Consider the following 12,356-nt stretch of genomic DNA (forward strand, 5'->3'; position numbering starts at 1 on the left):
GGAAACCCGGTAATTTTTTCTGTAGGGAAAACGGGCATGAAGCAGCAGGCCGGCATTGGAATTCTTTTGGCGCTCACAACCGCAATGTGCTGGGGTGCGCTGCCAATTGCAATGAAGCAGGTACTGGAAGTGATGGAACCGCCTACGGTGGTGTTTTATCGCTTTCTGATGGCAAGTATCGGCCTGGGGGCCATCCTTGCTGTTAAAGGCAAGCTTCCGCCCCTGCGTCTCTTCCGTAAACCGCGCTGGCTGGTATTACTGGCTATTGCGACGGGGGGACTGTTTGGTAACTTCATTCTGTTCAGTTCTTCCCTGCAATATCTCAGCCCGACGGCGTCGCAAGTGATTGGTCAACTTTCACCGGTCGGCATGATGGTTGCCAGCGTCGTTATCCTCAAGGAGAAGATGCGCGGTACGCAGATCGTCGGGGCGAGCATGCTGCTATGTGGCCTGGTAATGTTCTTCAATACCAGCCTGATAGAGATTTTTACCCGCCTGACCGATTACACCTGGGGTGTAATCTTCGGTGTGGGGGCAGCAACGGTTTGGGTGAGCTATGGCGTCGCGCAAAAGGTGTTATTGCGTCGTCTTGCCTCACAGCAGATCCTCTTTTTGCTGTACACTTTGTGTACAATAACATTATTGCCGTTAGCGAAGCCGGGGGTGATCACTCAGCTTAGCGACTGGCAGCTGGCGTGCCTCATATTTTGTGGGCTGAATACGCTGGTCGGTTATGGCGCGCTGGCCGAAGCAATGGCGCGCTGGCAGGCAGCACAGGTGAGCGCATTGATTACGCTCACTCCGCTGTTTACGCTGTTATTTTCAGATTTGTTATCAATGGCCTGGCCCGATGTCTTCGTCAGACCGATGCTCAACCTGTTGGGCTATCTCGGTGCGTTTGTCGTGGTTGCGGGCGCGATGTATTCCGCCATTGGTCATCGTCTCTGGGGGCGTTGGCGCAAAAATGAAGCGGTCCCCGCTCAGGCGAATGATTTACGGAGAGTAAAATGAAGTTTGTTGATGAAGCGACGATCCTGGTCGTGGCAGGTGATGGCGGCAACGGTTGCGTAAGCTTCCGCCGTGAAAAATATATTCCTCGTGGTGGCCCTGACGGCGGCGATGGCGGCGACGGCGGTGACGTATGGCTGGAGGCGGATGAGAACCTCAACACGCTGATCGACTACCGTTTCGAAAAATCTTTCCGCGCTGAGCGTGGCCAGAACGGCCAGAGCCGTGACTGTACCGGTAAACGTGGCAAAGACGTCACCATTAAGGTGCCGGTGGGTACGCGTGTGATCGATCAGGGTACAGGTGAGACCATGGGCGATATGACCAAACATGGTCAGCGTCTGATGGTTGCAAAAGGGGGTTGGCACGGTCTGGGCAACAGCCGTTTCAAATCTTCCGTCAACCGTACGCCGCGTCAGAAAACAATGGGTACACCGGGCGATAAGCGCGACCTGCAGCTGGAGCTGATGCTGCTGGCCGATGTGGGGATGCTGGGGATGCCAAACGCTGGTAAATCCACCTTTATTCGCGCCGTCTCTGCCGCTAAGCCAAAAGTAGCGGACTATCCGTTTACCACGCTGGTGCCAAGCCTGGGCGTTGTCCGTATGGATAACGAGAAGAGCTTTGTGGTTGCCGATATCCCGGGTCTGATTGAAGGCGCAGCGGAAGGTGCCGGTCTGGGTATCCGCTTCCTGAAACACCTTGAGCGCTGCCGTGTACTGCTGCACCTCATCGATATCGATCCGATCGACGGGTCCGATCCGGTAGAAAATGCCCGTATCATCGTCGGCGAGCTGGAGAAATACAGCGAGAAACTGGCGAACAAACCGCGCTGGCTGGTCTTTAACAAGATTGACCTGATGGATAAAGCCGAAGCGGAAGCAAAAGCGAAAGCCATTGCTGAAGCGATGGGGTGGGAAGAGAAATACTACCTGATCTCTGCGGCAAGCCAGGTTGGCGTGAAAGATCTCTGCTGGGATGTGATGACCTTTATCATCGAGAACCCGGTTGTTCAGGCGGAAGAAGCGAAGCAGCCTGAAAAAGTCGAATTCATGTGGGATGACTACCACCGTCAACAGCTTGAAGAGCTGGAAGCGGAAGAGGAAGACGACTGGGACGACGACTGGGATGAAGACGACGAAGAAGGCGTCGAGTTCATCTACAAGCACTAATGACCCGATAAGGCCCCTGTTGATACAGGGGCTTTTTTTTATTCTAACGTTGAAGGCAGCCAGCAACTGGCAATGAGACCGCCTTCTGCGGCATTCTCCAGCGTCAGCTTTCCGTGGTGAAGCTGCACAATGCGTTGCACAATGCTCAGACCCAGGCCACTGCCACCGTAGCGCTGATCGAGACGACGGAACGGCTCGGTAATTGACTGCCGGTGTGCTTCATCAATACCGGGACCCTGATCGATAACACTGACCCGCGTACCACCGTCCTGTGCGGTCAATGTCACTGTGATAGTGGTCCCTGCGGGGCTATAGCGCCCGGCATTCTCCAGCAGGTTACGCAGCATGAGTCGCAGAAGCACCGCGTCCCCCTGCACCGTTAGCGGACTTTTGGCCGGCCATATCACCGTATGTTCTTTGGCTTCATGCTCAAGGCCAAGCGGGGTGATGATATTGTCTGTCCAGTTTACCGTCTCATAGTGGCCGCTCGCCATTGCCTGCCCGGCCCGCGCCAGCATCAGCAGCTGTTCAATGGTATGCATGAGTTGATCGATACGGCTGAGTAATGCTGAAGCCTGTGGCGAACCTGACTGTGCCATCAGTTCCAGATGCAACCTGATCCCGGCGAGTGGGGTTCGCAGTTCATGCGCGGCATCGGCGGTAAAGAGCCTTTCCTGTTGAATGGTGTGATCAAGCCTGGCGAGCAATTGGTTCAGAGAGGTTGTGACGGCGCCAATCTCTTCCATGTCTGAATACATGGGCAGCGGAGTGAGGTTGTCCGCCGAACGATTCGCCAGACTGGCCCGCAGCTGATTCAGCGGACGAGTTATCCAGGTGACTGCCCAGAAGGAGAAGAGCAGGGTAAAACCGACCATCACCAGGGAAGGGACCAGCAGCGAGGCAATCGCTTCGCGGATCTCTTTTACGACATGGTTGTTACGTGCCTTTGCAGACAGCGTTTCATTGACCAGAAAGCCAATCTGTTCGCGGCTTTCATGCCACAGCCAAATCACGCTTATCAACTGGAAAAATAACAGGATCACCGCCAGCAAAACCATTAATCGCCGACGCATACTGTTCATTTCTGTCTCTCCAGACGATAACCCACGCCACGAACGGTTTTTATCCGGTCTTTGCCAAGTTTGCGTCGCAAATTGTGAATGTGGACTTCAAGGGTATTTGACCCCGGATCGTCCTGCCAGGAGTAGATATCCTGCTGGAGGGTTTCACGGTGTACCGTCTGCCCGCTACGCATGATCAGACGCGTAAGCAGGGCGAACTCTTTCGGTGTGACCTCAACAGGCAGAGACTGGCACAGCACCTGCTGAGTTTGCAGATTCAGGGTAATATCACCGTCGGTCAGTAAGTTATCACTGTGCCCCTGATAGCGGCGAATTAACGCCCGCACGCGCGCCTGTAGCTCTGCAAGGGCAAACGGCTTCACCAGATAATCATCCGCGCCGGAATCCAGGCCGTTGATACGATCTTCGATGGCATCGCGCGCCGTCAGGATCAACACCGGGTTGTCAACACCGCGACGCCGCCACTGGCTTAACAACGTGGCCCCGTCTTTATCCGGGAGGCCCAGATCGAGGATCACCAGACTGTATTCACCGCTCTGGATCAGGGCATCCGCCTCTGCCGCCGTGGCGGCGCAGTCGAGGGCATAGCCTTCATTGGACAGCGCCAGCGCCAGCCCTTCCTGTAATAACAGATCGTCTTCAACTATAAGTAGTTTCATCGCTAGTTATTCTGGTAGATGTCCTTATAAAGCCTGCTTTCGAAGCGCACCAGCGGGATACGGCGATTGCGCTGGTCGGCCGGTTCGACGGCATAGCCGGAAAGATACTGCACGAATGCCAGACGCTGCCCGCTGGCGGTGGTGATGAAGCCTGCAAGGTTGTAAACACCCTGCAGTGAACCTGTTTTGGCTGATACCTTACCGTCCACACCGGCCGCGTGAAGACCGGCCCGGAACTGAAGTGAACCGTCATGCCCGGCAAGTGGCAGCATCGAAATAAAGTTTAGCTCAGTGTCATGTTGTGCAATGTACTGAAGCACTTGCATCATGGTCGCCGGGGAGATCAAATTGTGACGTGATAACCCGGAACCATCGACAGCGATGGTGTTGCCCAGATCGATCCCCGCCTGCTGACGAAGGATCTGACGCACAGCGTCGGAACCCGCACGCCAGGTTCCCGGAACGCCAAAACGCGCGTGACCAATCATGCGGAACACGGTGTCGGCAATCATATTGTCAGACTTCTTCAGCATGATCCTTAGCAAATCGTGCAACGGTGCAGACTGTTTGCTGGCGATAACCGTGCCGGGTTGATTAACCTGCGTCTGGCGGAGCAGGGTACCGGTATAGGTGATCCCAGCCTGTTTCAGTTCGTCCTTGAGAATTGCGCCCGCGTAGCTTGCACCATCCTGGATGGCGAAGGCCAGCGGGAGGGGATCGGCTCGTTGCGTCAGGCACCCGGTAAGCGTGAAACGGTTAAGGTCGCCGGGCACCACATCCAGTTCGCAATATTGCGCATCCGGGGAGCCTTTTGCCAGCGTTCGGACCTGGCTAAACATGGTGACCGGGTAGTAAGACGCCACGCGAATAAACGCTAAATCGTCCGGTTTTGGCGCGCTGTAAAGCGAAATCGAGAAGCAGTTACGATCAACAATCGCTGCCGATGGCGGTGCGCTAAAGCACTGCGTCATGTCGTTCCACGGCCAGCCCGGCGCTTTATCGTGGCTGGCAAAGATGGAGGTGTCGATCAACACGTTGCCATCGATCTTCTGCACGCCAGATTTTTTCAGCACCGCTACCATGTTGCGGATATCCTGACGTTTGAAGGTGGGGTCACCGCCAAAACGGGCAATAAGATCGCCTTTCAGCTCACCGTCTTTAACCTCTCCTTTGGTCTCAAGAGTCGTGGTAAAACGGAAGTCAGGACCAAGCTGAAGCAGGGCAGCGAGCGCAGTGATCACCTTCTGAGTACTGGCAGGCAGCGCCATTTGTTGACTGTGATAGTCAATCTCAGGTGCCTGCGCGCCGACCTTCTGCACCATCAGAGCAAGGTTGGCCCCGGCAGGGAGCTGATTAATATATTCATCAACATTCGCGGCCTGAACGCTGAACGTTATACTGGTAGTCAATCCGATGATAAATCTGGAAAATCGCATAATCTCGCGCTAACAACCCGAAAACAAACCGTCATACTACGGTGCATGGCACTGCAAAGTAAACGATGACCCATAGTGAACTTCGCGGTAAAATACGTATCAAATTGAAAATTGCTGCTGACCTGGGGCGTTGCTCCCGGGTCGGTTTTCTTTTTGCTTCTGGCCCGCTCATGAGGGCCGGGGCAGGGAACACTGCTCCCAACAGGAATGTTTAAGAGGTATAACAAATGCAAGCTATTCCGATGACCTTACGTGGTGCCGAAAAACTGCGCGAAGAGCTGGATTTCCTGAAATCTGTTCGTCGCCCTGAAATCATCGCCGCTATCGCGGAAGCGCGTGAGCATGGCGACCTGAAAGAGAACGCTGAATACCACGCGGCGCGTGAGCAGCAGGGTTTCTGTGAAGGGCGTATTAAAGATATCGAAGCTAAGCTGTCCAATGCGCAGGTTATCGATATCACCAAAATGCCAAACAATGGGCGTGTGATCTTTGGTTCAACCGTTAGCGTGCTGAACCTGGACACTGACGAAGAGCAGACTTACCGCATCGTGGGTGACGATGAAGCAGACTTCAAACAGAACCTGATTTCAGTGAACTCACCGATTGCTCGCGGCCTGATTGGCAAAGAGCAGGACGATGTCGTGACCATCCGTACCCCGGGTGGCGAAGTGGAATACGAAATTATTAAGGTTGAGTACCTGTAATTCGCCTCTCCACGAAGATGTTGATACATTGTAAAGAAAGGAAAAAGGCCGCATAGCGGCCTTTTATCAACTCAAGGAGCATGGCATTTTGCTCACCTGCTGACAGAAATCCCTCGTTTTACACAGAAAATGTGTTTAATTCAGGATATCCTTAGCGTGGCAGCGAGATTTTACGCTCTTTAGTTGGGCGATAGAGCACCAGCGTTTTACCGATGACCTGCACGTTACAGGCACCGGTTTCGCGCACGATGGCTTCCACGATCAAGTTCTTCGTGTCTCTGTCTTCAGAGGCAATTTTCACCTTGATCAGCTCGTGGTGTTCCAGCGCTTGTTCAATCTCGGCAAGCACCCCTTCGGTCAAACCATTGTTGCCAAGCATGACTACAGGCTTGAGCGGATGTGCCAGACCTTTAAGGTGCTGTTTTTGTTTAGTACTCAGATTCATCGTATATTTTTGCTTACGTTGGGATTGAAAACGGTTCATTCTACCGCCATCTCCCTTATATCGCCAAATAGCTGCGTAGAAATTTACGTCACAGGCAAGCAACGATGAACCAGGACGGAAATGTTAAATGACAGGTAAAAAGCGTTCTGCCAGCTCCAGCCGCTGGCTTCAGGAACACTTTAGCGATAAATATGTTCAACAGGCACAGAAAAAGGGGTTGCGTTCCCGTGCCTGGTTTAAACTTGATGAAATACAGCAAAGTGACAAACTTTTTAAGCCGGGGATGACGGTGGTTGACCTCGGTGCGGCACCTGGCGGATGGTCGCAGTATGCGGTAACGCAGATTGGCGGCACGGGCCGCATCATCGCATGCGATCTTTTACCAATGGATCCCATCGTTGGTGTCGACTTCCTTCAGGGCGACTTTCGTGATGAATTAGTGCTGAAAGCGTTACTTGATCGTGTTGGTGACAGTAAGGTCCAGGTTGTCATGTCGGATATGGCACCAAATATGTGTGGAACACCGGCGGTGGATATCCCCCGCGCCATGTATCTGGTGGAGCTAGCGTTAGAAATGTGTCGTGATGTACTAGCGCCTGGTGGTAGTTTTGTTGTGAAGGTGTTTCAGGGCGAAGGTTTCGAGGAGTATCTTAAGGAAATTCGCTCCCTGTTTGCGAAGGTTAAAGTTCGTAAGCCGGACTCTTCCCGGGCCCGTTCCCGTGAAGTGTATATTGTAGCGACCGGGCGAAAATGATAACCGGTAGATTTCAGACGAAAGTTTGAATGACACTGGATATAGAGTATCCTGACGCTGTTTTTAACACAGTTGTAATATGAGGTTAATCCCTTGAGTGACATGGCGAAAAACCTAATACTCTGGCTGGTCATTGCCGTTGTGCTGATGTCAGTATTCCAGAGCTTTGGGCCCAGCGAGTCGAATAGCCGCAAGGTGGATTATTCTACCTTCCTGCAGGAGGTCAATCAGGACCAGGTTCGCGAAGCGCGTATCAACGGACGTGAGATCAACGTTACCAAGAAAGATAGTAACCGTTACACGACTTACATCCCGGTGAACGATCCTAAGCTGCTTGATAACCTTCTGACTAAAAACGTCAAGGTGGTAGGTGAGCCGCCAGAAGAACCGAGCCTGCTGGCTTCTATCTTCATCTCCTGGTTCCCGATGCTGCTTCTTATCGGCGTCTGGATCTTCTTTATGCGCCAGATGCAGGGCGGCGGTGGCAAAGGTGCCATGTCGTTCGGTAAGAGCAAGGCGCGTATGTTGACGGAAGATCAGATCAAAACCACGTTTGCAGACGTCGCCGGTTGTGACGAAGCAAAAGAAGAGGTGGGTGAACTGGTTGAATACCTGCGCGAGCCGAGCCGTTTCCAGAAGCTGGGCGGTAAGATCCCGAAAGGCGTCCTGATGGTCGGCCCTCCGGGTACCGGTAAGACCCTGCTGGCGAAAGCCATCGCGGGTGAAGCGAAGGTACCGTTCTTTACTATTTCAGGTTCTGACTTCGTAGAAATGTTCGTGGGTGTCGGTGCATCTCGTGTGCGTGACATGTTCGAGCAGGCTAAAAAGGCAGCACCGTGCATTATCTTCATCGATGAAATCGACGCCGTGGGCCGCCAGCGTGGCGCTGGTCTGGGCGGTGGTCACGATGAACGTGAGCAGACCCTGAACCAGATGCTGGTTGAGATGGACGGCTTCGAAGGTAACGAGGGTATTATCGTTATCGCGGCAACTAACCGTCCGGACGTTCTTGACCCTGCGCTGCTGCGTCCAGGCCGTTTCGACCGTCAGGTTGTGGTCGGTCTGCCGGATGTTCGTGGTCGTGAACAGATTCTGAAAGTGCACATGCGTCGCGTACCGCTGGCACCAGATATCGACGCGGCAATCATTGCGCGCGGTACTCCGGGCTTCTCCGGTGCGGACCTGGCTAACCTGGTCAACGAAGCTGCACTGTTTGCCGCTCGCGGTAACAAACGTGTAGTGTCGATGGTGGAATTCGAAAAAGCGAAAGACAAAATCATGATGGGTGCGGAACGTCGCTCCATGGTGATGACGGAAGCGCAAAAAGAGTCCACAGCATACCACGAAGCGGGCCACGCGATTATCGGTCGCCTGGTGCCGGAACACGATCCGGTGCATAAAGTGACGATCATTCCGCGCGGTCGTGCGCTGGGTGTGACCTTCTTCCTGCCTGAAGGCGACGCGATCAGCGCCAGCCGTCAGAAGCTGGAAAGCCAGATTTCAACCCTGTACGGCGGTCGTCTGGCGGAAGAGATTATCTACGGTCCGGAACATGTTTCTACCGGTGCGTCCAACGATATTAAAGTGGCGACAAACCTGGCGCGTAACATGGTGACTCAGTGGGGCTTCTCCGACAAACTCGGTCCACTGCTCTATGCAGAGGAAGAGGGCGAAGTATTCCTGGGCCGTTCTGTGGCGAAAGCGAAACATATGTCTGATGAAACGGCTCGTATCATCGACCAGGAAGTGAAAGCACTGATTGAACGTAACTACGGTCGCGCACGTCAGATCCTGAACGACAATATGGACATCCTGCATTCGATGAAAGATGCGCTCATGAAATATGAGACCATCGATGCTCCGCAGATTGACGACCTGATGGCTCGCCGCGAAGTGCGTCCGCCAGCAGGCTGGGAAGACCCAGGCGCTTCCAACAATTCTGACAACAATGGCACCCCGCGTGCGCCGCGTCCGGTTGATGAACCGCGTACGCCGAACCCGGGTAACACCATGTCAGAACAGTTGGGCGACAAGTAAGTCACTGCTGTTGGCGAGTGTGTCTGTACCTCAAACCCTGGAGCTTGCTCCGGGGTTTTTCTTTTATGTTTAACCACATTAATACCAGGGATTTAGCCATGAAACTTTTCGCCCAGGACTCGCATCTCGATCTCTCACATCCGCATGTGATGGGGATCCTGAATGTTACCCCTGACTCCTTCTCAGATGGCGGTACGCATAACACGCTTATCGAGGCGGTTAAGCACGCCAATCTGATGATTAACGCGGGGGCAACCATCATTGACGTTGGCGGTGAGTCGACGCGTCCGGGGGCGGCAGAGGTTTCAGTGGAGGAAGAACTGGCGCGTGTGGTCCCGGTGGTTGAAGCCATCGCACAACGTTTTGAGGTGTGGATATCCGTCGACACGTCTAAGCCAGAGGTGATTCGTGAAGTGGCGCGAGTGGGTGCTCACATCATCAATGATATCCGCTCTCTGACCGAGCCGGGGGCGATTGAAGCGGCCGCGGAAACCGGGCTGCCGGTTTGTCTGATGCATATGCAGGGAAAACCGAAAACGATGCAGGATGCGCCTAAGTATGAGGATGTCTTTGCGGATGTGAATCGCTTCTTTATTGAGCATATTGCACGCTGTGAGCGTGCAGGTATCGCAAAAGAGAAATTGCTGCTCGACCCGGGGTTCGGTTTCGGTAAAAATCTCTCCCACAATTATGCGTTGCTTGCGCGTTTATCCGAGTTTCATCATTTCGGCCTGCCGTTGCTGGTTGGCATGTCGAGAAAGTCGATGATTGGGCAGTTGCTGAATGTCGGGCCGAGTGAACGCCTGAGCGGCAGTCTGGCCTGCGCGGTGATTGCAGCAATGCAGGGCGCGCATATAATTCGTGTCCATGATGTAAAAGAAACAGTAGAGGCCATGCGCGTGGTGGAAGCCACACTGGCAGCGAAGGGAAATAAACGCTATGAGTAATCGTAAATATTTTGGCACCGATGGCATCCGCGGGCGCGTAGGCGACGCGCCAATCACACCTGATTTTGTCCTGAAACTGGGCTGGGCTGCAGGTAAAGTACTGGCGCGTCATGGCTCTCGTAAAATCATTATTGGTAAAGATACCCGTATTTCAGGCTATATGCTGGAGTCCGCACTGGAAGCCGGTCTCGCCGCTGCCGGGCTTTCAGCATCCTTTACTGGCCCAATGCCAACACCTGCTGTCGCCTATCTGACGCGTACCTTCCGCGCGGAAGCCGGCATCGTGATTTCAGCCTCACATAACCCGTTCTATGATAACGGTATTAAGTTCTTCTCCATTGATGGCACCAAGCTGCCGGATGATGTGGAAGAGGCGATCGAAGCCGAAATGGAAAAAGAGATCACCTGTGTTGATTCCGCTGAGCTGGGCAAAGCAAACCGTATTGTTGATGCGGCTGGCCGTTACATTGAATTCTGCAAAGGCACCTTCCCGAACGAGCTAAGCCTGGCTCACCTCAAAATTGTGGTGGACTGTGCAAACGGCGCGACGTATCACATTGCGCCGAATGTTTTCCGCGAGCTGGGGGCGAAGGTGATCACCATTGGCTGTGAGCCTGATGGTCTGAACATTAACGAACAGGTTGGTGCGACGGACGTTCGTGCCCTGCAGGCACGCGTGCTGGCAGAAAAAGCGGACCTGGGTATTGCCCTGGACGGCGACGGCGACCGTGTAATCATGGTTGACCACGAAGGGAACAAGGTCGATGGCGACCAGATCCTCTACATTATTGCGCGTGAAGGTCTGCGTCAGGGGCAGTTGCGCGGCGGTGCGGTTGGAACGCTGATGAGCAACATGGGTCTGGAGCTGGCATTGAAACAGCTGGGGATCCCGTTTGTTCGCGCGAAGGTGGGTGACCGCTACGTGCTGGAAAAACTGCAGGAGAAAGGCTGGCGTATTGGCGCTGAAAACTCCGGTCATGTGATCCTGCTCGACAAAACCACCACCGGTGACGGCATTGTGGCAGCGCTTCAGGTTGTTGCCGCGATGGCACGCAACTATATGAGCCTGCACGATCTGTGCAGCGGCATGAAAATGTTCCCGCAGATCCTTGTGAACGTGCGCTTCACCGCAGGCAAAGGCGATCCGCTGGAAAATGATAACGTCAAAGCGGTGATGGCAGACGTTGAAGCTGCGCTTGGCAACCGTGGGCGTGTTCTGCTGCGTAAGTCAGGTACTGAACCGCTGATCCGCGTGATGGTGGAAGGCGAAGACGAAGCGCAGGTGACTGAATTTGCGCACCGTATTGCAGATGCTGTAAAAGCTGCATAACTTTTCACAGTAAGTGTTTAAAAAGGCGGCGCTTGCCGCCTTAGTTTTAAGCATTTCGTGGCTTTTTGCTGTTTTTTTCTGCAGTTGATACAATGCGTCAAAATTGCCCTTGCGAAGGTCATTCGCTTTGGTTAGTATTCACACCCGCTTCAGTGGGAAACAAAAATCCTGCTAATTGGTCGAAGCATTGGTATGCGGCAAATCCGCAAGGAACAGGTTGATTATGTACGAAGCTCTTTTAGTTATTTTCCTTATTGTAGCCATCGCTCTCGTAGCGCTGATTATGCTGCAGCAAGGTAAAGGCGCTGATATGGGAGCCTCCTTCGGAGCAGGCGCTTCCGGTACGCTGTTCGGTTCAAGTGGTTCTGCGAACTTCATGACCCGTACTACAGCGATTCTGGCTACGCTGTTCTTCATCATCAGCCTGGTGCTTGGCAATATCAACAGCAACAAGACCAGCAAAGGAAGCGAGTGGGAAAATCTGAGCGCGCCAGCGAAAACTGAGCAGACTCAGCCAGCTGCACCGGCTAAGCCAACCAGCGATATCCCGCAGTAAGTATTCCGTACCGAGGTGGTGGAATTGGTAGACACGCTACCTTGAGGTGGTAGTGCCCTAACGGGCTTGTGGGTTCGAGTCCCATCCTCGGTACCAATATTCCAGAAAAAAGACGTCGAAAGACGTCTTTTTTTGTTTGTATTTTTTATCGATCGTAGGCCCGGTAAGCGCAGCGCCACCGGGCAAAATGGCGGGTGGCGCTGCGCTTACCCGCCCTACAAAAGGC

General features: G+C 53.7%; 12 protein-coding genes and 1 tRNA gene. 9 read left to right on the top strand and 4 right to left on the bottom strand.

Annotation, left to right across the window (positions count from 1 at the left end; genetic code table 11):
• The first annotated feature begins 36 nt into the window (after positions 1–36).
• On the top strand, positions 37–1,011 hold the full coding sequence (locus HX884_RS03305; RefSeq protein ID WP_178327645.1) for a DMT family transporter: 975 nt from the start codon (positions 37–39) through the stop codon (positions 1,009–1,011).
• On the top strand, positions 1,008–2,180 hold the full coding sequence (cgtA, locus tag HX884_RS03310; protein ID WP_014833442.1) for an Obg family GTPase CgtA: 1,173 nt from the start codon (positions 1,008–1,010) through the stop codon (positions 2,178–2,180). The genes HX884_RS03305 and cgtA overlap by 4 nt, the downstream gene beginning before the upstream one ends.
• Positions 2,181–2,218: 38 nt before the next feature.
• Here the strand turns inward: cgtA and pmrB are convergent, their stop codons facing one another.
• The 3 genes from pmrB to dacB are packed head-to-tail and all read right to left on the bottom strand — an operon-like array spanning position 2,219 to position 5,357.
• Positions 2,219–3,262 carry a two-component system sensor histidine kinase PmrB gene (gene pmrB / locus HX884_RS03315; RefSeq protein ID WP_178327646.1) on the bottom strand — a complete coding sequence of 348 codons (1,044 nt, stop codon included), beginning with the start codon at positions 3,260–3,262 and terminating at the stop codon, positions 2,219–2,221.
• Positions 3,259–3,921, bottom strand: a complete 663-nt coding sequence (gene pmrA, locus HX884_RS03320) for a two-component system response regulator PmrA (protein ID WP_013098925.1) — start codon at positions 3,919–3,921, stop codon at positions 3,259–3,261. Before pmrA ends, pmrB begins: the two co-directional genes overlap by 4 nt.
• A gap of 2 nt (positions 3,922–3,923) precedes the next feature.
• The gene (gene dacB, locus HX884_RS03325) at positions 3,924–5,357 is read right to left on the bottom strand and encodes a serine-type D-Ala-D-Ala carboxypeptidase (RefSeq protein WP_178327647.1); all 1,434 of its coding nucleotides are present in this window, start codon (positions 5,355–5,357) and stop codon (positions 3,924–3,926) included.
• 227 nt (positions 5,358–5,584) lie between these two features.
• Between dacB and greA the strand changes: the two genes are divergently transcribed.
• Positions 5,585–6,061 (top strand): transcription elongation factor GreA, encoded by a 477-nt coding sequence (greA, locus tag HX884_RS03330; RefSeq protein ID WP_013098923.1) that lies wholly within the window; start codon positions 5,585–5,587, stop codon positions 6,059–6,061.
• 151 nt (positions 6,062–6,212) lie between these two features.
• Here greA and yhbY read toward each other — a convergent pair whose 3' ends face one another.
• A complete protein-coding gene (gene yhbY, locus HX884_RS03335) occupies positions 6,213–6,506 on the bottom strand; it encodes a ribosome assembly RNA-binding protein YhbY (protein ID WP_014833438.1) in 294 nt (97 codons plus the stop codon).
• A 127-nt stretch (positions 6,507–6,633) separates the two neighbouring features.
• Here yhbY and rlmE point away from each other — a divergent pair, with 127 nt between their 5' ends.
• From rlmE to HX884_RS03365, 6 genes are all read left to right on the top strand, one after another.
• Positions 6,634–7,260 carry a 23S rRNA (uridine(2552)-2'-O)-methyltransferase RlmE gene (rlmE, locus tag HX884_RS03340; RefSeq protein ID WP_003861812.1) on the top strand — a complete coding sequence of 209 codons (627 nt, stop codon included), beginning with the start codon at positions 6,634–6,636 and terminating at the stop codon, positions 7,258–7,260.
• A gap of 102 nt (positions 7,261–7,362) precedes the next feature.
• On the top strand, positions 7,363–9,297 hold the full coding sequence (gene ftsH / locus HX884_RS03345) for an ATP-dependent zinc metalloprotease FtsH (RefSeq protein WP_178327648.1): 1,935 nt from the start codon (positions 7,363–7,365) through the stop codon (positions 9,295–9,297).
• A 98-nt stretch (positions 9,298–9,395) separates the two neighbouring features.
• A complete protein-coding gene (folP, locus tag HX884_RS03350) occupies positions 9,396–10,244 on the top strand; it encodes a dihydropteroate synthase (protein ID WP_045902610.1) in 849 nt (282 codons plus the stop codon).
• Complete coding sequence (gene glmM, locus HX884_RS03355) at positions 10,237–11,574, top strand: phosphoglucosamine mutase (protein WP_178327649.1); 1,338 nt, start codon at positions 10,237–10,239, stop codon at positions 11,572–11,574. Before folP ends, glmM begins: the two co-directional genes overlap by 8 nt.
• Positions 11,575–11,797: 223 nt before the next feature.
• Entirely contained in the window at positions 11,798–12,130 is a 333-nt protein-coding gene (gene secG, locus HX884_RS03360) for a preprotein translocase subunit SecG (protein ID WP_003861803.1), read from the top strand.
• A gap of 9 nt (positions 12,131–12,139) precedes the next feature.
• Positions 12,140–12,226 (top strand) — tRNA-Leu (locus HX884_RS03365).
• Positions 12,227–12,356 lie beyond the last annotated feature (130 nt).

The sequence above is a fragment of the Enterobacter sp. SECR19-1250 genome, from assembly GCF_013391025.1.
Taxonomy (GTDB): domain Bacteria; phylum Pseudomonadota; class Gammaproteobacteria; order Enterobacterales; family Enterobacteriaceae; genus Enterobacter; species Enterobacter cloacae.